This is a genomic window from Thermophagus xiamenensis, assembly GCF_900112795.1.
Taxonomy (GTDB): domain Bacteria; phylum Bacteroidota; class Bacteroidia; order Bacteroidales; family Marinilabiliaceae; genus Thermophagus; species Thermophagus xiamenensis.
The window spans coordinates 79,626-104,969 of the sequence record NZ_FONA01000004.1 but is presented as its reverse complement, the minus strand read 5'-3'; the positions used below and the strand labels follow the sequence as shown (position 1 = coordinate 104,969).

General features: G+C 40.1%; 19 protein-coding genes and 1 riboswitch. Of the genes, 17 read left to right on the top strand and 2 right to left on the bottom strand.

Annotated features, from left to right (window positions below):
* Positions 1-417: 417 nt before the first annotated feature.
* Complete coding sequence (locus BM130_RS03350) at positions 418-1,062, bottom strand: hypothetical protein (RefSeq protein ID WP_138956923.1); 645 nt, start codon at positions 1,060-1,062, stop codon at positions 418-420.
* Positions 1,063-2,149: 1,087 nt separating this feature from the next.
* On the opposite strand from BM130_RS03350, the gene BM130_RS03340 reads away from it, so the two are divergent.
* The 16 genes from BM130_RS03340 (at position 2,150) to thiL (ending at position 21,994) form a co-directional block, all read left to right on the top strand.
* A complete protein-coding gene (locus tag BM130_RS03340; protein WP_010528202.1) occupies positions 2,150-2,611 on the top strand; it encodes a precorrin-2 dehydrogenase/sirohydrochlorin ferrochelatase family protein in 462 nt (153 codons plus the stop codon).
* 30 nt (positions 2,612-2,641) lie between these two features.
* The gene (locus BM130_RS03335; protein ID WP_010528201.1) at positions 2,642-4,432 is read left to right on the top strand and encodes an assimilatory sulfite reductase (NADPH) flavoprotein subunit; all 1,791 of its coding nucleotides are present in this window, start codon (positions 2,642-2,644) and stop codon (positions 4,430-4,432) included.
* Between the two features lie 178 nt (positions 4,433-4,610).
* On the top strand, positions 4,611-6,308 hold the full coding sequence (locus BM130_RS03330; RefSeq protein ID WP_010528200.1) for an NADPH-dependent assimilatory sulfite reductase hemoprotein subunit: 1,698 nt from the start codon (positions 4,611-4,613) through the stop codon (positions 6,306-6,308).
* A 220-nt stretch (positions 6,309-6,528) separates the two neighbouring features.
* Complete coding sequence (gene cobA, locus BM130_RS03320) at positions 6,529-7,797, top strand: uroporphyrinogen-III C-methyltransferase (protein ID WP_010528198.1); 1,269 nt, start codon at positions 6,529-6,531, stop codon at positions 7,795-7,797.
* Between the two features lie 342 nt (positions 7,798-8,139).
* Positions 8,140-8,235: riboswitch (TPP riboswitch) on the top strand.
* 47 nt (positions 8,236-8,282) lie between these two features.
* Positions 8,283-8,444, top strand: coding sequence for a phosphomethylpyrimidine synthase ThiC (locus BM130_RS03315; protein WP_010528197.1), 162 nt, complete (start codon positions 8,283-8,285; stop codon positions 8,442-8,444).
* Between the two features lie 230 nt (positions 8,445-8,674).
* A complete protein-coding gene (locus BM130_RS03310; protein WP_138956922.1) occupies positions 8,675-9,376 on the top strand; it encodes a hypothetical protein in 702 nt (233 codons plus the stop codon).
* 55 nt (positions 9,377-9,431) lie between these two features.
* Positions 9,432-10,067 (top strand): hypothetical protein, encoded by a 636-nt coding sequence (locus tag BM130_RS03305; RefSeq protein WP_010528195.1) that lies wholly within the window; start codon positions 9,432-9,434, stop codon positions 10,065-10,067.
* An 11-nt stretch (positions 10,068-10,078) separates the two neighbouring features.
* Complete coding sequence (locus BM130_RS03300) at positions 10,079-10,963, top strand: DUF4249 domain-containing protein (RefSeq protein ID WP_029626671.1); 885 nt, start codon at positions 10,079-10,081, stop codon at positions 10,961-10,963.
* A 76-nt stretch (positions 10,964-11,039) separates the two neighbouring features.
* Positions 11,040-13,301 (top strand): TonB-dependent receptor, encoded by a 2,262-nt coding sequence (locus BM130_RS03295; RefSeq protein WP_157998112.1) that lies wholly within the window; start codon positions 11,040-11,042, stop codon positions 13,299-13,301.
* Positions 13,302-13,462: 161 nt separating this feature from the next.
* The gene (locus tag BM130_RS03290) at positions 13,463-13,951 is read left to right on the top strand and encodes a hypothetical protein (RefSeq protein WP_074964260.1); all 489 of its coding nucleotides are present in this window, start codon (positions 13,463-13,465) and stop codon (positions 13,949-13,951) included.
* A gap of 128 nt (positions 13,952-14,079) precedes the next feature.
* Entirely contained in the window at positions 14,080-15,618 is a 1,539-nt protein-coding gene (locus BM130_RS03285; RefSeq protein ID WP_237706154.1) for a sensor histidine kinase, read from the top strand.
* 17 nt (positions 15,619-15,635) lie between these two features.
* Positions 15,636-16,322 carry a response regulator transcription factor gene (locus BM130_RS03280; protein ID WP_010528189.1) on the top strand — a complete coding sequence of 229 codons (687 nt, stop codon included), beginning with the start codon at positions 15,636-15,638 and terminating at the stop codon, positions 16,320-16,322.
* Between the two features lie 191 nt (positions 16,323-16,513).
* Positions 16,514-17,575 carry a beta galactosidase jelly roll domain-containing protein gene (locus tag BM130_RS03275; RefSeq protein ID WP_010528188.1) on the top strand — a complete coding sequence of 354 codons (1,062 nt, stop codon included), beginning with the start codon at positions 16,514-16,516 and terminating at the stop codon, positions 17,573-17,575.
* 19 nt (positions 17,576-17,594) lie between these two features.
* Positions 17,595-18,611: a beta galactosidase jelly roll domain-containing protein gene (locus BM130_RS03270; protein ID WP_010528187.1), complete on the top strand. Its 1,017-nt coding sequence runs from the start codon at positions 17,595-17,597 to the stop codon at positions 18,609-18,611.
* Between the two features lie 228 nt (positions 18,612-18,839).
* Entirely contained in the window at positions 18,840-20,513 is a 1,674-nt protein-coding gene (locus BM130_RS03265) for a dipeptidase (RefSeq protein ID WP_217645605.1), read from the top strand.
* Between the two features lie 464 nt (positions 20,514-20,977).
* On the top strand, positions 20,978-21,994 hold the full coding sequence (thiL, locus tag BM130_RS03260) for a thiamine-phosphate kinase (RefSeq protein WP_052298963.1): 1,017 nt from the start codon (positions 20,978-20,980) through the stop codon (positions 21,992-21,994).
* Between the two features lie 57 nt (positions 21,995-22,051).
* Here the strand turns inward: thiL and BM130_RS03255 are convergent, their stop codons facing one another.
* Positions 22,052-22,681 (bottom strand): LysE family translocator, encoded by a 630-nt coding sequence (locus tag BM130_RS03255; RefSeq protein ID WP_010528184.1) that lies wholly within the window; start codon positions 22,679-22,681, stop codon positions 22,052-22,054.
* A 395-nt stretch (positions 22,682-23,076) separates the two neighbouring features.
* Between BM130_RS03255 and BM130_RS03250 the strand changes: the two genes are divergently transcribed.
* Positions 23,077-25,341 carry an inorganic phosphate transporter gene (locus BM130_RS03250; RefSeq protein WP_010528183.1) on the top strand — a complete coding sequence of 755 codons (2,265 nt, stop codon included), beginning with the start codon at positions 23,077-23,079 and terminating at the stop codon, positions 25,339-25,341.
* Positions 25,342-25,344: the final 3 nt, after the last annotated feature.

Here is a 25,344-nt window from a genome sequence, read left to right as displayed (position 1 = left end):
CCGGTCTTCTCAAAAATTACAAATCCGGAATTTTCAGATTCTGCCAGTCATTTTAAAATTATTTATTGGCCTTAAATAAACGAGCATAGTAACTTTGGCCACAAAGGGGCACGTAATAATGTCGAAACAAAAAGCAGAAAAAGTTTATAGTGATTAGGGAACTGTCATAAGTGTTAATGAACTAATAACAAATAAATAACCACCAACTTTTATATTCTATAAACCCAATAAACCTAATTTAATTTCACGAATAAAACGAAGCTGTCAAAATGTGGAAAAAAACCGCCCTTGCGGTACGGAAAACCGTAGCCTGACAAAGGGCGGTCTGCTCAAGCCAGCGAAACCATTTTCTGAAATATGTTACTACGTAAATAGCCCATAAAGCCAAATAGTAACAACGAATCCCACATAACACTGTTATTGATCAACAATAACCCTTGCCCGGGAATATTCATCATAGAAAACGGGGTCAGAGAGCTGATATCTGAGCATTAGTCCGTCCAGACTCTTTTTCAATAAATCACTGGTTTTGTCAAAGAGTTCATCCAAAGAGTTGATGGCGGCAAAGACACTGTTGCGGATTTCTCTGGGCTTACCAATTAAAGCTTTGAAATCATCGAGGGTGGTTTCCACCTCATTGATCATCTCTTCGGTAACCCCGTAATCGGCTAAATTTTCCAAATTGGAACGAACTTTTTCAATTAAAGGGGCAACGATGCTTTCCACATCAGCTTCACGGGCTTTAATAATATCGGTTTTGCTGATGTTTAAATTTTCGGGCAAGGGGGTATCTTCATTAAGCGCGTTATAGGCACGGATAATACCCGACAAAATAGCCACCTTAATGGCCAATTGTTCCAGAATCTGGTCTTTTTGAACAGTTACGACCTGGCTGTCGGCCACGGTTTCCTGGTCCAGGTTTTGTATTCTCTGGATTAATTCATCCAATTGGTTTTTCACCTGCACCATTACAGGTACTGTATTCCATTTATCCGTAAATTTATCCAATACCGACTGGGTATTAAGGAACATACGATAAAGTTGATTTTGTCTTGTATTCATAGCTCAATAGGATTAAGGGTTAAACAATCAACTTTTTTTTTAAGGGAATACAATTTCTGCTGTTGAAGCTCTAATTATTATAATAGTATCAATACCTGGTGAAAGTTACAGAGAATTGTGCTGCTTGAAAGGTGGAGGTTGAGCCAGATTCACCCGATAATAGGCCCACAATACATTATAAATATGTATCATTATCGAATTCATCATAGTATACCTCAATACCATAATGATTGCCCCTAAAATTAAAAAATTCATCTTTTTTAATCAACTTTAAATTAATTTTTCATGCAAATTTTTTTGTGCCTGTTTTGGAAGTACAAATTATTTTTCCTCCTGTTTTTCAGACTTTAATCATTGTTATACAACATATTAGTTCCCAATCTCGGTCAAAAGCAAAAATGAGGATAAATTATCACCTGCAAAGGGAAAGGGGAATTGAAAAAGAAAAATTCAAAAAGTAAATTTTATCAATTTTATTACCGTGGGATAAATAGTTATTACATAAATCCATACACAAAAGCTTTTTTTGGGGATGGCTAAGTTCATAGTAATTGGACAGTAATTCATTGTATAACCACTCATAAATACCTTAAAAGCAAAACATTAAATAAATTATTTGAGGATTGAATACCCGACCCTTGAAGTGCCATGAAAAATAATTTCAGAAAAAAACATCCGATTTATTTTTGACTTAATTAAAATCCATTTATATTTGTCCTGTTAATCCGACAACATTAATAGGGTTAATTAAAAAAGAAACAGCAACAATAATTAATTGCTAATTCACAAAGATTTATAAATTTAATATTAAAATTTAATTCATTTAAATTTAGTAGGAATTAAGCCATAACGTAACATAAAAGGAATAGCAATGAACCAACGACCTTCTGCAAATAAGATAATGGAAATGACATGTACCATGATGTGTATGTGTTGCGATTATCTATTGCAGAAGGGTAAACCAGATTAATTATTCGGACATCAACAATAAGTATTGCCCTCCCAAAAAGCCCTTCTGCAAAAGTAACGCGGAAGGGCTTTTTGTATGTTATGAAGTTTAAACACAACCCCGTCAAAAATGTTAACCATGCGAAAATCAACAGGAAAAAATTTTCTACCGATAGCTATAGATATTACAGGTGAGAAGATTTTGGTAATTGGTGGCGGTCAGTCGGCCTGGAATAAGATAAAAATACTGAAGCGGTTTGATGCCGATGTAGAAGTAATTGCACTGAAGGTATGCGATGAAATAAAGGAGAGTGGCATACCCTATCGGATAAAAGCTTATGAAAAGGCCGATTTGTCGGGTTTTTTAATGGTCTACTCATGTACCAACTATCCGGAAGTGGACCGGCAGATCGTCAGGGATGGACGCGAGGCCGGCGTTTTGGTAAATATTCATGACCAACCGGCACTCTGTCAGTTCATCTCACCGGCCATCTATCAAAAGGACCATTTGCGCATTGCGGTTACTTCTAACGGAACCGATGTTTACGGCACCATAGAAGCGCGTGACAGGATAAAGCATTATTTTGAAAACAACCAATAAAAAATCATTTACTATTAAAAAAGAGAAACAATGACCCTAAAATCATTGCCATTAAAAGAGCAGCAACAAAAAGCCCTGGAACAGTTAACACAAGGGATAACATCATCTGAGGCCTTGTGGTTAAGCGGCTATTTTTACGGGTTACATCAATCCCTGGCGACTGAAAGGACACAGCCTGGGCCCATTTCGGAAATACAAAACAACAGTTCTATCCCGCTAACAATTTTATACGGCACGCATACCGGTCGGAGTGCTGCCATTGCTCAGTCGTTGCATGAAAAGGCACTGAAGCTTAACATTAAAAGCTCAGTTTATCCTATGGACGAATATAACGTCCGGCAATTAAAAAACGAGAAAAACATACTGGTAATAGTAAGCACGCATGGTGAGGGCGATCCCCCTTTAATGGCAGAAGATTTTTATCAATACATTACCGGGAAGAGGTCCCCCAGGTTGGAAGGCGTCACATATTCGGTATTAGCCCTGGGCGATAAAAGTTATAAACACTTCTGCAAAACCGGCATCGATATTGACCGCGCTTTTTCCAGGGCCGGTGCATCGCCTATCCTACCGGTAGAAACCTGTGATGTGGATTACGAAGCCAAAGCCAATCAATGGATAGAAAAAACGTTGTCTATTCTAAACAAACAAAACTCTGTTTCCCAACCCATTGACACAACAACCGGGGACCAATCAGCAGATACACCCCCGGAATATAACCGCCACAACCCTTTTGAGGCAGAAATTCTGGATAAAGTGCGCATTACAGGGCGTGAATCGGATAAAGAAGTTTATCACCTGGAAATTTCCTTAGAAGGATCAGGCCTCACCTATGAACCCGGTGACGCATTAGGAGTCATTGCTCAAAACCCCCGGAGTCTGGTAGAGGATATTTTAAAGGAACTGAATTATCAAGGGTCCGAAAAAATTGAAACCCACGCCGGAAAAGTATCTTTACAAGAAGCATTGGAACATCATTACGAAATAACAGTTCTTACTCGAGATATACTTGAAAAATATGCAGCTCATACACAATTCGAACCATTGCAAGAGCTTTTAAATGATGAACAGGAACTTGAAAAATGGCTGTATGGGCATGACTTGTTGGATCTGCTCCACGAATTTCCTTTTCCTATAAAAGCGGAAAATCTCGTTCAATTGTTGAGGCCTCTTCCCCCGCGATTGTACAGTATATCCTCGAGCCAGGCGGCCGTGGGTGAAGAAGTACACATAACCGTATCAAAAGTTCAGTTCAATAACAAAGGCAGAACACGCGTAGGCGCTTGTTCCGGATTCCTGTCCGAAAACATAGAACCGGGCGATAAACTATTGGTTTACATAGAAAAAAATTACAATTTCCGACTTCCGGAGAATGGTGACCCCGTCATTATGATAGGTGCCGGAACCGGTATAGCCCCCTATCGCGCCTTTATGCAACACCGTAAAACTATGGGGCAAAAAGGAAATTCATGGCTTTTTTATGGCGACCGTAAGTTTTCTTCCGACTTCCTTTATCAAACAGAATGGCAGAAATACCTAAAAGAAGGGATTCTGGAAAAAATTGATCTGGCTTTTTCGCGCGACCAGGAACAAAAAGTTTACGTTCAGCATCGACTGCTGGAAAAACAGGAACAACTCTTTCAATGGATTAAAAAAGGGGCTTATATATACTTATGTGGCGACCGAAAAAAAATGGCTCCTGACGTAGAAAAAACCCTTACGGAAATCATCCAAAAACAAGGTGGAATGACCCCCGAAAAGGCCAAAGAATACCTTCATCAGCTTAAACGGCAAAAACGCTTTAAAATTGATGTTTACTGATTTTTAGTCGTTAGTGGTTAGTCGTTAGTGGTTAGTTATTGTGGTTAGTCATTTTAATTAAGTGGTATTGAGTATTTAGGCAAGCCAGAATAGAAACATTTATCAAACCTTTCGATGCTATCATGCAACAAAAAAACAATTATTAGCAACCAAAAACTCTGAACTAAAAAGCAAAATCATGAATCAACAAATTGACTGGAGCAAATTGTCTCAACTGGAAAAAATTAAATACGACAGCAATTATTTGCGCGGCACCCTCACCGATAGTTTAGGCGACCCTGTAACCGGTGCTATTGCCGATTCCGATACGCAAATATCTAAATTTCATGGCATCTATCAACAATTTGACCGCGACACGGAAAAAGAACGCAAACGGAGTAAGCTGGAACCCGCATTTTTCTTTTTGATACGTGTTCGTCTCCCTGGTGGCATAGCCACCCCGCAACAATGGCTGCAAATGGATGAGCTGGCCGACCGTTACGCCAACGGAACCCTAAAGCTCACGACGCGACAGGCGTTCCAGCTGCATGGTGTCATCAAGAAAAACCTGAAAACCACCATACAAGGCATCAACGAGGTGCTGCTGGATACCATCGCTGCCTGCGGAGATGTAAATCGTAATGTGATGTCGCATGCCAACCCGGCCGAATCGGCGCTACACGCGCAGGTGTATGAACTGGCAGGCGAAATATCCAGGCATCTTACGCCTCAAACGCCTGCTTATCATGAAATATGGCTTGATAAACAGCTGTTGGTATCTTCAAAAGAAGAAATTGAACCTATTTACGGGCGAACATATTTGCCACGGAAATTTAAAATTGGCATTGCCATCCCACCCTATAACGATGTGGATGTCTTTTCGCAGGATTTGGGATTTATAGCCATCGAAGAAAAAGGTGAATTGGCCGGTTTCAACGTTACAGCCGGCGGTGGCATGGGGTCTACCTTTGGGAATCCCAACACTTATCCCCGACTGGGCGATGTGATAGGATTTTGCCGCCCCGATCAGGTGCTGAAAGTTGCCGAAACCATCGTACTGATTCAGAAAGAGTATGGAAACCGTCAGGACCGCAAGCGAGCCCGTTTGAAATATACCATAGACGATCATGGCCTGGAATGGTTCAAACAGGAAGTGAACAAACGCCTGGGATTCGAGCTGGAATCGCCCCGTTCCTTTCGTTTTATCCGTAACGGCGACCGCTATGGTTGGAAACAAGGGACCGACGGGAAATGGAGTCTCAACCTGTTTGTGGAAGGCGGAAGGGTTAAGGATACACCTTCGCTTCGGTTGAAAACAGCGCTGCGCGAAGTAGCACAACAAGTTACGGATGCCAAATTTATTTTGACCGGTAACCAAAATTTAATAATTGCCAATACCGATAAAAAAGAAACAGTAGCCAAAATATTAAAGAAACATAATGTATGGCCAGCTACCCTATCAGGACTGCGGAAAAATTCCATTGCCTGTGTAGCGCTCAACACCTGCGGACTAGCCTTTGCCGAAGCCGAAAGGTATTTACCCGCATTGGTCGGAAAAATCGAATCTATTCTGAAAGAGTATGATTTGCTGAAAGAGGAAATCGTCATTCGCATGACCGGATGTCCGAATGGATGTGGTCGACCCTATCTGGCCGAAATAGGTCTTATCGGAAAATCTGTTGGCCACTACAACCTCTATCTTGGTGGCAACAAAAAAGGAACAAGGCTTAACACCCTATATCGTGAAACCCTTACCGAAGATGAAATACTGGAAACCCTTAAACCAATTTTTGCCGATTATGCCAAAAACAAAAAATCGGGAGAAGGTTTTGGGGATTTCGTAATCCGGAAAAAATATGTCAAAGAAACAGTGCAAGGAAAAGATTTCCGGCATTAAAAGACGTCTGAGTGGATTGGTAAGCCCCGTACCCAAATCAAAAGAAAAAAGTTTTATTGTGATTAAATCTTTATCGGGTATAGGAACGGGCTTACAAATCCCGAAAATAATGCGTTGCGGATTGAAAATCCACAACGACAGCGGGGTGCACCGGCAAACGACAGCAGAAATCAAAAACATCCGGCCTTAAATAATTATTAATAACCTAAAATCAGGAGCCATGAACAACTTAAAGCATCATCAACAGGAATATTTGCCCATATCGGTTAATATTACCGGGAAAAAAATTTTAGTAGTAGGAGGTGGCAATGCAGCCCTGTCAAAAGTTAAAAGTCTGCGTCGCTTTAATGTTTCGATCACCGTGGTCGGCATAAAAATCGATCCGGCGTTTTTGGAAATAGATAATATTCACATCATTCATAAAAGCTATGATCCTTCCGATTTGGATGGATTCTTCATGGTTTATGCCTGCACCGACAACCGCCATACCAACGAGATTATCCGCGAACATTGTCACGCCCGCAATATTCTGGTTAATTTGGCCGACAATCCGCGCCTTAGTGATTTTGTTTCACCTGCCATTTACCGTGAAGAAGACGTAACTGTAGCCGTAGGCTCTAATGGAAAAAACGTGAAACAGTCAATAATGATTCGTGATAATATAAAAAAAAACTCCGGGTCCGGCTTAGCCGGCTTGCCCGAACCCGAAAAACCGGGTATTAACGGCCAACCCAAGCCAACAGAAAATGTAAAAACAACGACTTATCCCAAAGTTGTTTTGGCAGGTTTTGGTCCAGGCGATCCCGAGTTAATCACACTAAAAACCCACAACTATTTGTTGGAAGCAGATATTATTTTTCATGATGCTTTGTTAGATGCTCAATTCCTGGAAAATTATCCTGCCCGTAAAGTTGCTGTCGGGAAACGTTGCGGGCGGCACCACATCGATCAGGAAGAAATCAATCAGTTATTGGTGGCGGCTGCATGGAATGGAAAAAAAGTGGTTCGTCTCAAAGGCGGAGACCCCCTCATTTTTGGTCGTGCCGGCGAAGAAATACAATTTCTTAACAGTCATAATATCGATGTGGAGATAGTACCGGGCATCACCAGTGCCTTTGCGGCGGCAGCACAATTTCAGATCCCACTAACCCATCGCGAAATAGGGTCTTCCGTCGCCTTTTGTGTGGGGCATAACCTGGCCGAACGGGAATTACCTCAGGCCAGTACTCTGGTCTTTTATATGGGGGCACGACAACAATGCGAAATTTCCAAGATACTGATAAAAAAAGGATGGAATAAAAATACCCCGGTTGCACTCATAAGTAATGTTTCCAATCCTCAATCAAAAGTAGTAATATCGCAACTCGACCAATTATGTCAACATCCGCTTTTACAAGAAACACCGCTATTGATAATAGTAGGACAGGTTGTAAAAAAGATGCCCGAATTTGAAGAGAGTAATCCTCCTAAAGAAAAAAAACGAGCATGACCAAATAGGTTTGTCACAATAAGAACATGTATAAAACTCTAAGGCAGAAGTGCACAGGCAGAAGAAGTGATTAGTCATTAGTCAACAGTCATTAGTGACAAGTGTTGATTAACTAACTACTAACCACTAACCACTAATGATTACTTTTAAGAACCAATATATCAATAAAGTAAGTAAATTTTATACAGATAAAACGAGAATGACTAAAAAGATTTGTCACAATAAGAACATGTATAAACTTTAAGTCATGCGAGTTCCATCCGACCAATGATTTAAGTAAATTTTATACGGATGAAAAAGAAACCTATTTTTGCGGTTTAACAATACAATTCCTATTTTTGAAATTCAATTTAGGGGTGCCTTACTTAACAGGCTGAGATCATACCCATTGAACCTGCACAGGATAATGCCTGCGAAGGGAAGAGATTTTATCGTATGCTCACCTTTATCAGTACCGCACTCCATAGATTTTTGATTGTCATCAAATGTCCAAGGCCCGGTGCGACCTCGACTGGGAAACTATGTACGAACTGGCCCTCGACCCCCAAATGGCCAGGAAACGAAAAAAAGAATCGGAAAGCAGCAATGAAGACCACTGCACCATGTGCGGGAACCTCTGTGCCGTAAAAAATGACAAGGCAGTTTGACAATTATTGGGGCATGAACTATATTATATAATAATCATTTTGCTTTATTCAGTTATTTTTTTTTTCTTTGTAAGTGCGGTCAACTTATCCACATAACCTCTTTTATGGAACAAATATCTTTAATGCAGATTACAGGGATTGTTTCATGCCAATTAAAAAAAAGATCACTTATTGCCGGCAAAAATATTCCTGACAGACGGATAAAAAAATTGCCGAAAAATGCATGTTCAATGCCATTTAGGCATTGCATGCTTTTTATCGTCATGCCCCTTCTGCTCTTCTCCTGGCCATTGCATTTATCTTTAGCCCAATCAACCCGGGATATTGATATCATACCAAAGCCGAATATAAACACACCTTTAAAATACCAACTTCCTTCGCTCACATTACAACAAGAAAACCAATTATTAAATCCTTATTTCGAATACAACGGTATCCGTCTCCAACGAAACTGGACTTTCGACAACAATTCTTTGGATTCCATTCCTCCAGCCGGGAAGATTTATTTTCAGAATACCGGAAGCATTATGCATTACCCTGCCTTCGGCGGTTACCAGCATTTCAAAAGCGATATCGTGTTTAAGCCGGTGAATAAGCTAACCGTTACTTTAGGCGGTAGCCTTCTTCGCATTGACACGCCCGAATCACCCCATCCGTCGCTTCAATATGGCATGCAGTCTTCGGTTCGGTATGCATTCAACTCTCACTTAAGTCTTTACCTATACGGACAAAGACTTTGGGACTTCAGCAAATCTCAAAAAAGCAGTTTTGCTATAATGAATCCATTATTTCCGCAAACGGAAGCAGGTGCCGGCCTGTCGGGGAACATGAAGAATATCCAAATAGATGTGGGCCCCAGGCTAATTTTTGATACAAAGTCCAATTTTCAAAAAATGAATTTAATAAACACAAATATTTCAATTGATTTTTAGGACAGAACTACATTCTTGCCGTTTTTTAAACTAATATTATCACATTAAACAAATTATGAAAAGAGCAGCATTTGTTTTAATTTATGTTTTTTTTATTTTTTCAGCTTTAAGCGCCCAACCCCACTCGGGAATAAAATTTTCAACTACATTTAGTGATACCAAATTAAAATCGGACGGAGAACAGGAGTTTATACAATACAGTGAGGGTTCCGGATGGGAATTGGGATATTCATTCCATATTCCGGCCATTAAAGTAATAAGTTTTCAAATTGAACCGGCAATAGGTAAATTGCCATTGGATTATTCTGATGATTATTTAACTAATTTTAGTGACATAGACCGCTCTATTTTCTATTTTTCCATGAATACCTTTGTTAACTCTATGGTGTACAAAGGTTTTAATTTACAGGCGGGACCCAGGTGGGAATATGCATTATTTGGGTCCCGAAAGTCAAACTTCAATGTTGAACTTTCTGCCGGCTTACTAAAACATTTCAAATGGGCCGATATTTATGCACGCTACTATTTCGGTCTTTCAGATTCATACGGATATGAACCTGTTCAGTCTTCGTATTATGGAGATAACGGACCCTCAAATAGTGAGTCTTTTGGTCCCGAAACAGAAGGCTACAGCCGACGTTTTGAGGTGGGTGTGGTTATCCCGTTGTTTAAATTTCTAAAAAAGAAATAGCGTACATGTACATGCCTGGCAAGCCCCTATCCTTTATCCTGTTTCTATTGTCTCTGAATTTAACGCTTTCCTGTACCAGTGAATTTGAAGGTGAATTTCCCCGGGAAGCACCCATGCCTGTTATTAATGCCATAATCACTGCTGACAGTACCATTTCGGTAACCCTGTCATGGACGCGCAGGCCCAATTCAATGGAGGCATTTGTCCCCATCACAGGTGCTGAAATTCTCCTTTGGGAAAACAACACTCTGCTAGACTTGCCACAGGAAACCGAGGAGGGGGTATATTTATTTAATCATTCAGCTAAAGCTGGATGTATATATCGTATTGAAGTATCGAAATCAGGCATGAAAACAGTCAGTGCGACAACCATTGTTCCAGAAAACATGGAAGCATCCGTTATTTTAGAGGAAAATCCGCTGGGGGAATGGGATAAAAATCATTTCAAACTGACGCTTGGTGGTCCAACCGATAGCATGAGAGGGTTATGGATAGTCACCACTTTAAATAATAACAACGGCACATCTGTAGAGCAGGCCTCGGGATTATACTGCAACTCAGTCCTTCCGGACGTTTTTAACAGAACGTACGACTCCTCCGTCCCTGATGGATACGTCTATGAATATGAGTTTTTTATTCGCATTGATGCCCAAAGTTTAAATACCACCTCCCAGGTTCTTTTTTTCAAACCGTGGACAATGTCTAGCCAAATAGATGTCTTTATCATCACTGCTTCGGAAGATTACGACAAATATTTCAAAACAGCGTGGGAACAAAAGAGTTGGGACCCGGAAGTGGACCTCCCCTTTTCCTATCAACCAATATTTATCTATTCCAACATTACCAATGGCTATGGAATTTTTGCCGGATGCAATATTCAGAAATTTCGGTTTTAGTAAATAGCTTAACACTATGCCCTACATTCACCGCCTTTTTCATGTAATTCTCATATTTTTTCCCCTGTTTGCAAACATGGCGAACGGCTATTCCCAGCAAAAGGTCAATGGCTATGTTCTGGATATAGAAACAGGCGAATCACTTCCCGGCGCCAATATTATTACGTATCCTTGGGGAACCGGTACTACAACCAATCAATATGGCTACTTTTCGTTGTCCCTGCCCAACCAAACGCAAAAGGTCACCATCTCATACATTGGTTATAAACCTATTGAAATATCAACCAGCGAACTTCCCGACAGCACCCTGATACTGTTTTTGGAGCCCGGGTATATCTTGAATGATATTACTGTAAAAACAAACACGCTTCAAAATTTTATTGCCACACCCAATTCACCAATACTTAAACTCCGCCAGTCTGAATTCAGGCAAGCCGGTTCCATATTCGGAGAACCAGACCTGCTAAAAAAAATTCAAACCTTACCGGGAATCAGCCAGGGAAAAGAAGGAGGTTCTGAAATATATGTACGTGGAGGTCATCCCGGTCAAAATCTCATAATGCTTGACGGTGCACCCGTATATAATATTAATCATGCGTTTGGTTTATTATCCATTTTTAATGTGGATGCCTTAAAAGAGGCCACCATATATAAGGGAGGCATTCCGGCCAGATTTGGGGGACGCCTTTCATCTGTAATAGATGTTTGGGGACGTGAAGGAAACGAAAACAAAAACCAAGGAAGTTTCTTTTTTAGCTCCATTGGTACAGGCCTCACCCTTGAGGGTCCTGTAGTAAAGAAAAAAAGCACATGGTTATTATCGGCACGGAGGTCATGGCCTGACCTTCTCTATTCAGGATTTCAGAGCCTCTCAAGCAATGGCCGTTTTGTTCCCGGCATTTCTTTTTCTGATATCACGGCCCGCGTCAATTTCAAAATAGGAACCGACAGACTGTTTTTAAATCTGTATCACGGGAAAGATAATTTCTTTGTACGCTCCGAAACCGCCACAAACAAAACCAACTACCATTTAAGTTGGGGAAATTATCTGGCATCGGCAGGATATACTAGTGTCTTGTCCTCCGACCTTTTTGCCCATGCCTTGCTTTATTTCAGCAACTACTTCGATAAAGAGGAAAGCGAAAACTCAAGTCAGGCATATAACGACTATTTTGAACGGCTATCTCTTTTCCGGGAACTGGGCACAAAGCTTTCATTGGATTGGCAAATAAACACAAATCTTCTTATCAAAACGGGAATAGCCGGAAGTTATCAACGTTTTAGACCTGCTAAAACAAATCAATCGCTTCAAGGGCAATATTACAGTGAGAATAGTCCCTACTCTGACATTAAAACCATCAATCTGTATGGTGAAGGTATCTGGTCAACAGAGCACTGGAACCTGCAAGCAGGTATCAGAACTTTAGGTGAAAAAAGAGATGGCAAAAGTATCACAGCTATTCTGCCCCGCCTGTCAATAGGGCATAATCTGTCAGAACAATTTGCATTAAAGGCAAGTGGAATGATTACCAGGCAATCCTTTTATGTTTTGAGTAAATCAAGCAGTGGCTGGCCCGGCTATTTCTATGTCCCGGTACCACCACATGTTGACAGTTCCATGGGCACAGACCTATCTGTAGGATTCAACGTATCTACAAACCGGAAATGGAACATTGATATTCAAGGCTACATTCGACAATACAAAAATATCGCCGCGAGCTATGAAATCCCATCAGATGCCTTTGCACAAATCGATTGGGCAGAAAAAATAAAGATTGGAGACGGTCGTTCTTCAGGCCTGGAATTTCTGGGTGAATGCCATTATCCCTTTGGTGCTTTGAAATTAGCTTATACCTTATCCCGAACACAGGCTAAATTTAACGAATACTATGACGGCCAATGGTTTAACGGGGATTATGACAGGCGTCATGACCTTCATCTAAATCTATTATTCAGTTTAAAAAATGATGCTACCAGGAAACGCCAGCTTTCCGTCAATTTCTATTACCGCACGGGCCAACCCCTGACACTTCCTTCTTCTGAAGTATCAGGCCTCTATCCGCCCCTTCTGAAGGAATCCTATTGGTATGATTTTTCTTTCATACCCCACTATTCGGGCCCCAATAATACCAGGATGCCCGATTATCACCGCTTGGATATATCATACGAAACCACTAAGAAAAAGAAACATGGGGCAAGGACACTTTCGTTTGGTTTGTATAATGCCTATAACCGTCAAAATCCATATCTGATTTATTTCGATAATGATGACAATGCATACAAACAATTAACGTTATTTCCGGTAATGCCCTTCATTATGTGGAAAAGAACGTTTTAATTCCCTTCTGTAGTTTTCTCAACTGCTTTGTCAACGAATTAAAACAATTCCATGACAATTTATGACAACATCTGAAAAAAGGGTGACACCCAAAGATATTTGCTGCCATACATTTGCTTCTGAGAATCAATCACTAATTGTATCACTTAAAATTTTTTATCATGAAAACTTTAATTATTTCTTTAGGAGCAATGTTTTTGGGAGTAATGATTGGAAGTGCCCAAAATCTGATGACCAACCATGTTGTCACCCATTCCGACACCATCTTTTGTGGGAAAATTGATGTTAGAACTTTTAAAACCAAATGTACGTTGGAAGATGGTAAAACCATTACTGTTTCCAACAAAGACATTGTAAGGTATTCAAAAGACGGCCGCCTCTTTGTAAAAATGCCGGTATATCGAAATAACCGTAAAACCGGCCGTTTTAGCATGATGGAACTGGTAAAATGCAAAAACGGCGTGATGGTCTTTAAAGATGAATATTACAACGGCGCCAAAGAATCGCTGGATGCTCATTTTTACTATTACAAAGACGGACAATGTCTAAATATTCAGAGCAATCCGGATGTAGATAATATTATGGCCTATTTGGAGAAATTCAGTCCGGATGAAGAATCCAAAAATGATGATAAAATGGCCCGGCAGTAAAGATGAAAGATATATCATTTATTTTTACCGGCAATCCACCCAAAATTCAAATAGTTTTTTTAGCTTTAATTTTCGAACCAATATATAAATCTTGAATGACCAAAAAGTTGCAAAAAATTTTAGCCGGAATGACAGTGCTGTTGCTGTTCCCCGTAGTCATTGCCACCATTTACGAATATGTAAAAATCAATGAAAACGAGGAACTCATCAGCACTGTTTATAAAGAGCAACTTGAAACCATCGTATCTTCCATTAATTCCTACACGTTGGATATCTCGGACACCTGGAGTACCCGACTGGAGTTGTGGCTTAAATATCCAACGGATAGCAACCGTCTCAAAAAAATGGTTGCCGAAAATCAATCGATTAAAGAAATCTATCTGGCAAAAGCCAACAAAACCTATTCGCTGGTATATGGTCGTTCGCCGCACCCCGACCTTTTCTCTAAATTAGATTCCATATTAAACAAATATTCCAAAGAGATAGAACAGTTAAAAACTTACTATCAAAACGGTTACCGCAAACTTATTTCGGTTCCCGGCCTGGATGATGAAACGTTACTGCTGTTTATTGCTGAAGACCGTGACGAAAAGCTGAACGTTTTTTTCGTAAACATTGATTTGCTTGCTTTTTTCCGGAATCAGGTAAGTCCGCGTATTCAATCCATTGCACAGGAGCATTTCCGCATCGATTTGGTGGACACAACAACCAATATTTTGCTGATATCGTCCGAACCCAATGCTTCACCAATGGAACAATACGACCAGAAAGGAAGCATGTGGTTTTTCCCAACCATTAAAATTGGCATCGGTCTCAAAAACCAATCCATTGCCGATATGGCCAATCGCCGCATTCGCGAAGGGTTAAGACTCATGGCTCTGGTCTTGCTGGTCATCTTTATCGGAATATGGTTCCTGTTTTTAAGTGTAAAACGAGAGATAGAGCTGGCTCGCATTAAATCGGAATTTATCTCCAACGTTTCGCACGAGATACGTACGCCTTTGGCCCTCATCAGCATGTACATCGAGACGCTGGAAATGGGACGCATTAAAACCATCGAAAAAGTTAACGAATACTACCGCATCATTGGCAAAGAGACCCAGCGACTGACCGGAATGGTAAATAAAATTCTCAATTTTTCGCGATTGGAAAGCGGTCGCCAAAAGTTTGATTTCGATACCTGCAACCTGAACATCATCACCCAAAAAGTATTGGACACCTATCAGTTTCATCTGAAAAACAAAGGTTTTGATGTCAAATATTTCCCGGCCGACAGGCTAAAGCCCATTCGATGTGACAGGGAAGCCATAGCCGATGCCTTGATAAATCTTATAGACAACGCTATAAAGTACAGCAGAGATATAAAGAAAATTGAAATTACCACCGGGACCAGAAAGAACTATACATTTGTTGAGGTCAAAGACCACGGCCCGGGAATCCCCAAAAAGAAACAGAAACTGGTATTTGATAAGTTTTACCGAATAACAACCGGTCACCTGGCCCATGAGGTGAAAGGCACCGGCCTGGGCCTGGCCATCGTTAACGAAATTGTTAAAGCCCATAAAGGGAAAGTAACATTAACCAGTAAGCCCGGTGAGGGATGCACTTTCAGGCTGTATTTTCCCATCTTATTCACCGATAAAGATTTAAGCAATAACAATATCTAAAAAAACGAATACCCCTAATGATAAGAGTATTAATTGCAGAAGACGAACTTCCCATGCTTCAGGGCTTAAAAGACAACCTGGAGTTCGAAGGTTACGAGGTAGCTACGGCCACCAACGGTACCGATGCACTAAAAAAGCTCATGACCAATCGTTTTCATGTAGCCTTATTGGATGTAATGATGCCGGGTCTTTCAGGTTTTGATGTTTGCAAACAGGCCCGGGCCAAAGGCAATAAGACACCGGTTATTATGCTTACCGCCAAAGCCGAAGAAATTGACAAAGTATTAGGTCTTGAACTGGGTGCCGATGATTATATCACGAAACCTTTCAGCCTGAGGGAACTATTGGCCCGTATCAGAGCCATCTTGCGGCGCACCGGCGCCGACGCAACGACAGAACAAAACCAAACGCATCAAGTCGGTCGGTTACTGGTAAACTTCACGGCCTACACAGCCTCTATCGATGGCGTGGAAACAAAACTTTCCTACAAAGAGTTTGAAATACTTCATTATCTGTTTACACATAAAAATGAGACCGTCGACCGTGATGAATTGCTCGACGAAATATGGGGTACCGACTATCAACCTACCTCACGAACCATAGATAACTTCATCCTTAAGCTTAGACAGAAAATAGAAGAAGACCCGAACGACCCCAGAATTATTCTTACAGTTCATGGTATCGGATATAAAATGGTGCTATAACGGTGACATTTCATGACATTTTATGATTTTCTGCTGACAGTTAAAACCTATTTTATTCCCATCTTTAAATTAGAAATCATTACAAAACCATTATTCATGAATTGAACATGATTAAGTAAGGTTATTACAAAAAATGCGTAAAAACATGGTCATACCAGTTCCATCGGGCAAACATCTTAATTAAACCAATTATGAAATCGTTCCGCATAATTTATTTTGGACTATTCCTTTTTCTGATGAACCAGTCGATATTTTGCCAAATATATCCGGTCGTTCCTCTGGACGGATATTGGAAATTCAATATCGGAGACCATCCGGAATGGGCGGCCAAAGATTTTGACGATAGTGAATGGGACCAAATCAAGGCCACCAGCAGTTGGGAAAACCAAGGTTATGTGGAATACAACGGATATGCATGGTATCGAAAAACCATTCATATTCCCGGAGATGTCCAACAAAGACAGCTCTACCTCTACCTCGACAGAATTGATGATGTCAATGAAACTTATTTTAATGGCACCCTGATTGGTCAAACGGGCCTCTTTCCCCCTCAATTCGAAACTGCCTATAACATTCAGGTAGCCTATCCCATCCCTTCGCATCTTATTCAATACGGTGGAAATAATACCATTGCCATCCGGGTATACGACGACGGCGAAGAAGGAGGATTGGTAGGAACCGAATTAAAACTGGGATACGATACAAACACGCAACTGTTGGCACTCGATTTATCCGGTCAATGGAAATTTAGTTTTTATTATACCCTTAGTTGTCTGAAACCGGATTTTAACGATACCGAATGGGACAACATCATTGTTCCCTCAACCTGGGAAAGTCAAGGCTATAACAATTATGACGGTCAGGCATGCTACCGTAAAACCTTTACATTGGATAAGGCGCTACAAGGTAAAACCCTTTATTTTATTGGGGGAAAAATAGACGATAAAGACCAGGTTTTCATCAACGGCAAACTCATCGGGTCAACAGAAAAAATGTACAAAACACCATTGGGGAACAGTTTTTGGGGCGACTGGCAAATCCGACGGGCCTACCCTATTCCAGAAGGACTACTCAACTTTTCAGGCAAAAACACCGTTGTGGTTTTAGTGGATGACCACGGCGGAATGGGTGGTATCTTTGAAGGCCCTGTAGGATTAATGACCAAAAAACAATATTTACAGTATGAAGATAAGTACGAAACAGAAGTATGGTTTCCCTTTCAAAAATTTATAAGATTGCTTTTCCCGGATTAATCCGACGTAAAAAAGAAATATGAGAACCTTTCTTACCATACTATATTTGACTCTTCTTTTCGGACCGATGGTTTATGCCTATCAGCCCCGGGAAGAGTACCGCCAAATCCTGAACCTGGAAGGCGATTGGAAATTTATGATTGGCGACGACCCGAAACGTGCCGAACCCGGCTTTGATGACCGCAGCTGGGAAACCATCCATGTACCTTCAAGCTGGGAAAACCAGGGTTTTCACGGTTACGATGGTTATGCCTGGTATCGCAAAACGTTTATTTTACCACCCGATTATAAAGATGCTTCTTTAATGCTGTTTCTGGGATACATCGATGATGTGGACGAAGTTTATGTTAATGGCCAAAAAATCGGGCATAAAGGGTCTTTCCCACCTTACTTTTTTACGGCCTACAATGCCGAACGAAGGTATATTATTCCTGCCGGATTGATTAATTTCAATGGATACAATACCATCGCCGTAAGGGTTTATGATGCTCAGTTAGATGGTGGCATCATGAAAGGCAATATTGGTATTTACCAACGCATCAGAGACCTGGTTCCCGACATAGAGTTGGAAGGTTATTGGAAATTCCAAACCGGAGACAACAAAATATGGGCATCACCCGATTATGATGATAGTCAATGGTTTGACATTTTAGCTCCGGGCCTTTGGGAAGACCAATACGGAAAGCATTACGACGGGTTCGCCTGGTATCGCAAGCAAATAATGGTTCCTGCGTCATTTTCCGGAAAACGTTTTGTGCTTATGCTGGGGAAAATCGATGACATCGATGAAGTTTACATCAACGGAAAGCTTGTGGCTCATACCGGACAAATGTACGATGACCCGTCCCGCAATCACGCCGACAGCGAATATTCACGCCAACGTTACTATTACCTTGACGAAAACGACCTAATACCAGGCAAAGTTAATACCATAGCCGTGAGAGTTTTTGATATCGGAGAAGGTGGTGGTATTTATGAGGGCCCCTTAGGACTGATAGAACTCAGACGGTTTGTCAGCTACTGGCGGTCAAGATAATTACTTTCTAAAAGACACAGACTAACCTCTAAAAGCTTCTTCTGCCTCTAAACTTATGTACATATTCTTCTGTGGCAGAAGCCGCCATGCACGTTTAATTAGAAAAGTAAACAAAACTTAAATCAGGGCTTAATTCTGTCAATTATCATATCCTATCGAATCATTTTTTATATTTTTGTCCCTTCCTACCTTTAATATCACAAGTATAACATTTTGAACCGAATACACATGATGAAAGTACTTTATTGGGGATTTATTATTTCCCTCATAACGGGAATTACAGGTCATTCAAGCGAGGCATTAGCCTGCACCAATGTTTTAGTAACGAAAAATGCCTCAGCCGATGGATCGGTAATGGTATCTTATGCTGCTGATTCACATGTTCTATACGGAGAACTCTACTTTTGGCCGGCACAAGATCATCCCAGCGGGGCGATGCTCGATATTTATGAATGGGATACCGGCAAATATTTGGGACAAATCAAACAAGTACCTCATACCTACCAGGTAGTAGGCAACATGAATGAATATCAGGTAACCATAGCTGAAACTACTTTTGGCGGAAGAAGCGAATTGCGCGATACCACCGGCATTTTGGATTACGGCAGTTTAATGTATGTAACCTTGCAGAGAGCCAAAAGTGCTCGTGAAGCCATTAAAATAATGACTTCATTGGTAGAAGAATACGGTTATTACAGTTCCGGCGAAAGTTTTTCCATTGCCGATCCCAATGAAGCATGGATTCTGGAGATGATTGGTAAGGGCCCCAACAATAAAGGTGCTGTTTGGGTAGCCAGAAAAGTGCCCGAAGGCTATATTTCAGCACATGCCAATCAGGCCAGAATTACCACATTCCCGCTGAACGATGAAGAAAACTGTCTCTATTCACATGATGTAATATCATTTGCCAGAGAACAGGGCTATTTTAACGGAAAAAACAAAGACTTTAGTTTTGCCGATGCCTACGCCCCACTCGACTATGGTGCAGTACGATTTTGTGAAGCCCGGGTGTGGAGTGTTTTCCGTCATGTAAATGAATCCGAAGCAGACCAGTATGAAGACTTTATTATGGGTCGTTCCACTGAGCGTATGCCATTGTTTTTTAAACCTACAAAAAAAGTTTCCGCAAGGGATATCATGAATATTATGCGCGACCATTTTGAAGGGACGCCTCTTGATATGACCAAAGATGCAGGAGCAGGTCCTTTCAAAGTTCCTTACAGATGGAGGCCTTTAACCTGGAAAGTAGATAGTGTGGAATATTTAAATGAACGAGCTATCGCAACCCAGCAAACGGGCTTTTCCTTTGTGGCACAGATGCGTAATTGGTTACCCAACCCGATTGGAGGCATTCTGTGGTTTGGCGTGGATGATGCCAATTCAACAGTCTATGTTCCCATGTATGCAGGCATAAATAGTGCGCCTTACGAATATGCCGAAGGTAATGGAAATATGTTGGAATTTTCGTGGGACGCAGCTTTTTGGGTCTTCAACTGGGTTTCCAACATGGCTTACAGTCGCTATAGCTACATGATTGAAGATATTCGCAAGGTACAAACCGAACTTGAAGATAAGTTTGAAAAGATGCAGCCGGCAATCGACCAGACAGCCAGCACATTATACAAACAAGATCCTGCACTGGCCAGAGAATTTCTTACCGAATATTCTCACAGCCAGGCCAGCATCACTGTAAACAAATGGCAAAAACTTGGACAATTTTTGATGGTGAAGTACCTCGACGGAAATATTCATCCCGAAAAAGACGGCGTATTCCTGAAAAACGAATATGGTAATCCCCATGATCCTATTTTCCCGGGATATGATAAAGAATACTACAGAAAAGTAGTGGAGGATGCAGGAGATAAACTTAAAATGAAACCCTTCCCCCCTGCTCAGGATTAAAAATTAATACAACAGAAGGTAATAATAGCTTTCCCGAAGCTTAATGGACCATATTTTTGGGAAGGATATTTCCTACTCTTATTACCCTAAAAGCTATATATCAGCTGGTTAAAACTTTTATTATTAATAATTGACAGCCATAAAGGAGAAGGCAGAAGAAGTATTTAGTGGTTAGTCATTAGTGTTAATGGACTAGTGACTAATTACTAACCACTAATGACTACTTTTAAAAAACAATATATCAATGAAGTAAGTGAAATTTATACGAATGAAACGAGAATGGCGGCTTTCGCCACAAAAGAACATGTATAAAAGACAAAGGCAGAAGTGCACAGTGAGAAGGCAGAAGAAGTCAATAGTCATTAGTTGAACTGTCATTAGTGTTAATGGACTAGTGACTAATGACTAACCACTAATGACTACTTTTGAAACAATATATCAATGAAGTAAGTAAAATTAAACGGATGAAGTTATCAGAGATCGGGGAATTTGGATTTATTGAACGATTAAGCAAAAAATTTACGGATATTTCCACATCCGGGAAAAAGGGAATTGGCGATGATTGTGCAATACTTCCAATGGATGAACGGTATGACCTTGTAGTCACTACCGATTTACTAGTAGAAGACATTCATTTTCTCAGAAATAAAACGACATCTTATGATTTGGGATATAAGTCGTTGGCAGTCAACCTCAGTGACATTGCAGCCATGGGCGCTAATCCCATAGCATCATTTCTTTCAATAGCCATACCATCTGACCTTGATGTTGAATACCTTGATGGGTTCATTGAGGGCTATAAAGACCTTTCCCAAAAATATGAGGTTGCTTTGTTGGGCGGCGATACGACCAAATCACCTGAAAAATTAACCATAAACGTTTGCGTGATGGGAAAGGTAGAGAAAGGGAAAGCACGTCAAAGATCATCAGCTCAACCCGGCGATATTATAGCAGTAACGGGGCCATTAGGTGACTCAGGCGGAGGATTAAAAATCCTTTTGGAAAATATTCATCCCCGAGATGCTTCTTATGACCAATTGTTGCAATGGCATCACCGTCCTGAACCAGCCATTAAAGAAGGCCGTAAATTAACATCCTTCCCAGGGATTGGAGCCATGATGGACATATCCGACGGACTGGCATCCGACCTTCAATACATTCTAAAAGCATCAAAATGCGAAGCGGTTATAGATTTGTCAAAGATTCCTATATCCGATGAATTAAAACATGTTTCGGCCGAACAGAAGTGGAATGCGGTGGAAATAGCCGTAACAGCAGGCGAAGATTATCGATTATTATTTTCTATTAATCCATCCTCTTTTGAGAAATTGGCCAGCCAATATAACCAGGAATTTTCACTTCCTTTATCCCCAATTGGCCATATTAAAAAAGGAGATAATCCAGGGAAGATTAATTGGACTGAAAAAGGGAAACCGATCAATTTTTCAGGACAGGGATTTAATCATTTCAAACATCAATAAAAATATTTCAAAAAAGTAAATGTTCACCCACCAACCGAAGTTAATATCGCAAGGTTTTTACGAAAATTTTTTACGAAAAAAGAAGGCAAGGATAACTAAAACAATTATAAGAGACCCGGCTATTTTGTTTATCCAATAAAGGCGCCGAAGATTTATCCGTGATCTGAATAAACTCACAAATGAAGTTAAGATTGTCCACCAAAGAGTAGCACCCAAAAAAACACCGGTAATAATAATCAAATGGCCAACCATTCCATATTCCGGCTTCAAAACCTGAAACCCGGCAAAAAAGGCAATAAATAAAAAGATAGCTAACGGATTACTAAGGGTAAGAAAAAATGAAGAAATAAAATCAGTAAAAAATGAATGTTTCCCTTCTTTTTGTTTTCGTAAACTAATAGCCGGGTTGGTGCGGAAAATTTTTATCCCCATAGCTGAAAGAACCAGTGCTCCTATTAACTGAATCCAGAACATTCGAGCCTCAATAAAAGTGACCACATAAGAGAGGCTAAAACCTGCAATAACAGCATATATTACATCTGACATCACTGCTCCCAAACCAGAAGAAATACCGGAAATTTTACCATTTTGCAAAGTACGTTGAATGATTAATAGTCCGATAGGTCCTATTGGTACCGAGGCAGAAAACCCAACCATTATGCCATCCCATAGTGTGTGCCAATACATGATTTTTTATTTTTGCCCTGCAAATATTGGAAAATTGCACTAATTAACTTTTATTTTTATCATCTTTTTCTTTTTCTTTCTCGTCTTTTTAAATAAATTGCTTTGTATAAAACAAAGGAAACGGGCATGCCTAAAAGGTTTAGCACAATAAAATATGTATAAAAAGCCAATGGCAGAAGCACACAAGCAGAAGGAAGAAAAGAAATTTTTATTTTTGATTAGAAGCAAATATTAATTTTGAGTTGACTTAAATTATTTCAAATTATCAATTGATTTAGAGCATTTTACCATATAGGCTTAACAATTCCTTAACACAGAATTAACGCAGAATAAATATGGCAGAGATGAATAGCTTGTATGTTTGCCAGCGAAAAAATTAAACTTCACTTTAACTAATGGAAACAATTTATTTAGTAATCGTAGGTGTTCTTTTTCTTCTTGCCATCTCCGACCTTGTAGTAGGCGTAAGTAATGACGCAGTAAACTTTCTCAATTCAGCCATAGGCGCACGCATTGCCTCATTCAAAGTTATCCTATCCATAGCTGCATTAGGAGTTTTTGTTGGTGCCAGTTTTTCCGGCGGAATGATGGAAGTGGCCAGAAAAGGAATTTTTAATCCACAGTTTTTTCTTTTTGAAGAGATAATGATTGTATTTCTGGCTGTAATGCTGACCGACATAATAATTTTAGACCTTTTTAATACCTTCGGTTTGCCTACTTCAACCACCGTATCAATAGTATTTGAATTGTTGGGAGCAGCTATCGGGGTAGCGGTAATAAAATCGTTTAAGAATCCGGAAATGGTTGTAGCTGACTATATAAACTCTGCAAAAGCATTAGCCATAATTTCCGGAATATTACTGTCGGTAGCCATCTCTTTTACAGTTGGAGTTATAACCCAATTTATAACAAGGCTTATATTTTCATTTAACTTTAAAAATCGTCTGAAATATTTAGGTGGCCTTTGGGGTGGTATAGCCATTACAGCCATAACCTATTTTTTAATTGTTAAAGGGGTGAAAAATGCCACTTTTATTTCCGATTCTATTCGAATATGGGTTACAGAAAATGCAGGAATAGTTATCAGTTATAGTCTAATTTTCTGGACACTCATATTGCAGGTTCTATATTGGTTATTTAATTTCAATATTCTAAAGTTTACGGTTTTGACCGGTACATTTGCCTTAGCAATGGCCTTTGCCGGAAACGATTTGGTAAATTTCATCGGCGTACCACTTGCAGGGTTGGAATCATTTAAAATTTTCAAAGCCTCAGGCGCCCCCACTGCCACCCTTTTGATGGATTCACTGGCAGGCGAAATACATACGCAGGCCTATCTGTTAGTATTGGCGGGTTTAATCATGGTCATCACCCTATGGACGTCCAAAAAAGCCAAAAAAGTTGTACAAACATCAATCGATTTAGGGCGGCAAACCGAAGGCGAAGAACGGTTTGGATCATCCTTTTTTGCCCGTTCCATAGTCCGGGGAAGTATTGCAGTATCCAACTCAATCAATCAATTCATTCCGACTGGAATACGAAATTTCATTAATCGCCAGTTTGATAGCTCAAAATATGAAGAAGAAAGGCAGAAATTGGGAAAAGAGGCACCTTCGTTCGATGCATTAAGAGCCTCAGTAAATTTGGTTGTTGCCAGTATTCTTATAGCCTATGCCACCTCTATGAAACTTCCGTTGTCTACCACCTACGTCACCTTTATGGTTGCCATGGGTACATCGCTCGCCGACCGGGCTTGGGGACGAGAAAGTGCTGTATACCGCATTACCGGTGTAGTTTCGGTTATAGGCGGCTGGTTTCTTACTGCTTTTTCTGCGGCAACAATTGCTTTTATGATGGCTACCATAATGATGTTTGGGGGAAATTATGCGATCATTGCTCTAATTCTATTGGCAGCCTTTATGGTTTATCGAACACAAGTAATCACAAAAAAACAAGAGAAAGAAATAAAACGCTTTCAGGAAATGGAAATTGAAGATGTTAACGGTGAAATATCTTCATTAAAAGTTCTTGAAAAATGTCAATTAAATATTTCCGAAATCATCAATGACCTGTTAAAACTTTATAGCAATACTTTAAGCTATTTTGAAGCCGAAGACAGAAAGCACTTAAAAGAATGTGTCAAAGAAGTGGATTCTTTAAATAAACGCACCAAAAAGCTTAAAGCCAACATTTATAATACGGTTCGAAAATTACAAGAAGATTCCGTTGATTCAGGTCTCTTTTATGTACAGGTAATTGACTACTTAAGAGAAACTGTTCATTCACTCACCTTTATTGTAAAACCTTGTTTTGAGCATTTAGACAACAACCATAAAGTTTTTTCTGAAGACCAATTTGAAGAGATCAATATTCTGGAAGGTAAAATCAGATCACTTCTCATTAAAAGCTATAACATGATTAATAAGTCTGATTTTACGCTTCTTCCTGAACTGGCAGAAGAACAATCCAATATAATAGAGGTAATTAAGGGAATGCGCAAAAAACAATTAAAACGCATCAAAAAAGAAAAAGCAGGTACCAAAATAAGTATGCTTTACCTCTCTGTATTACATGAAACTCAAAATATGTTATTGCACTTAATCAACTTATTAAAAGCACAACGCGACTTTGTTAAAGCTATTAAAGAAAAAAAGGAATAGGGT

Excerpts from the sequence above, each read along its gene's own strand:
- cobA (WP_010528198.1), top strand. The coding sequence starts at position 6,529 with ATGAACAACTTAAAGCATCATCAACAGGAATATTTGCCCATATCGGTT.
- BM130_RS03285 (WP_237706154.1), top strand. The coding sequence starts at position 14,080 with ATGACAGTGCTGTTGCTGTTCCCCGTAGTCATTGCCACCATTTACGAA.
- BM130_RS03330 (WP_010528200.1), top strand. The coding sequence starts at position 4,611 with ATGAATCAACAAATTGACTGGAGCAAATTGTCTCAACTGGAAAAAATT.
- BM130_RS03275 (WP_010528188.1), top strand. The coding sequence starts at position 16,514 with ATGAAATCGTTCCGCATAATTTATTTTGGACTATTCCTTTTTCTGATG.
- BM130_RS03255 (WP_010528184.1), bottom strand. The coding sequence starts at position 22,681 with ATGTATTGGCACACACTATGGGATGGCATAATGGTTGGGTTTTCTGCC.
- BM130_RS03265 (WP_217645605.1), top strand. The coding sequence starts at position 18,840 with ATGATGAAAGTACTTTATTGGGGATTTATTATTTCCCTCATAACGGGA.
- BM130_RS03270 (WP_010528187.1), top strand. The coding sequence starts at position 17,595 with ATGAGAACCTTTCTTACCATACTATATTTGACTCTTCTTTTCGGACCG.
- BM130_RS03295 (WP_157998112.1), top strand. The coding sequence starts at position 11,040 with ATGGCGAACGGCTATTCCCAGCAAAAGGTCAATGGCTATGTTCTGGAT.
- BM130_RS03335 (WP_010528201.1), top strand. The coding sequence starts at position 2,642 with ATGACCCTAAAATCATTGCCATTAAAAGAGCAGCAACAAAAAGCCCTG.
- BM130_RS03300 (WP_029626671.1), top strand. The coding sequence starts at position 10,079 with ATGCCTGGCAAGCCCCTATCCTTTATCCTGTTTCTATTGTCTCTGAAT.
- BM130_RS03250 (WP_010528183.1), top strand. The coding sequence starts at position 23,077 with ATGGAAACAATTTATTTAGTAATCGTAGGTGTTCTTTTTCTTCTTGCC.
- BM130_RS03315 (WP_010528197.1), top strand. The coding sequence starts at position 8,283 with ATGTCCAAGGCCCGGTGCGACCTCGACTGGGAAACTATGTACGAACTG.
- BM130_RS03305 (WP_010528195.1), top strand. The coding sequence starts at position 9,432 with ATGAAAAGAGCAGCATTTGTTTTAATTTATGTTTTTTTTATTTTTTCA.
- BM130_RS03280 (WP_010528189.1), top strand. The coding sequence starts at position 15,636 with ATGATAAGAGTATTAATTGCAGAAGACGAACTTCCCATGCTTCAGGGC.
- BM130_RS03310 (WP_138956922.1), top strand. The coding sequence starts at position 8,675 with ATGCCATTTAGGCATTGCATGCTTTTTATCGTCATGCCCCTTCTGCTC.
- BM130_RS03350 (WP_138956923.1), bottom strand. The coding sequence starts at position 1,062 with ATGAATACAAGACAAAATCAACTTTATCGTATGTTCCTTAATACCCAG.
- BM130_RS03340 (WP_010528202.1), top strand. The coding sequence starts at position 2,150 with ATGCGAAAATCAACAGGAAAAAATTTTCTACCGATAGCTATAGATATT.
- BM130_RS03290 (WP_074964260.1), top strand. The coding sequence starts at position 13,463 with ATGAAAACTTTAATTATTTCTTTAGGAGCAATGTTTTTGGGAGTAATG.
- thiL (WP_052298963.1), top strand. The coding sequence starts at position 20,978 with ATGAAGTTATCAGAGATCGGGGAATTTGGATTTATTGAACGATTAAGC.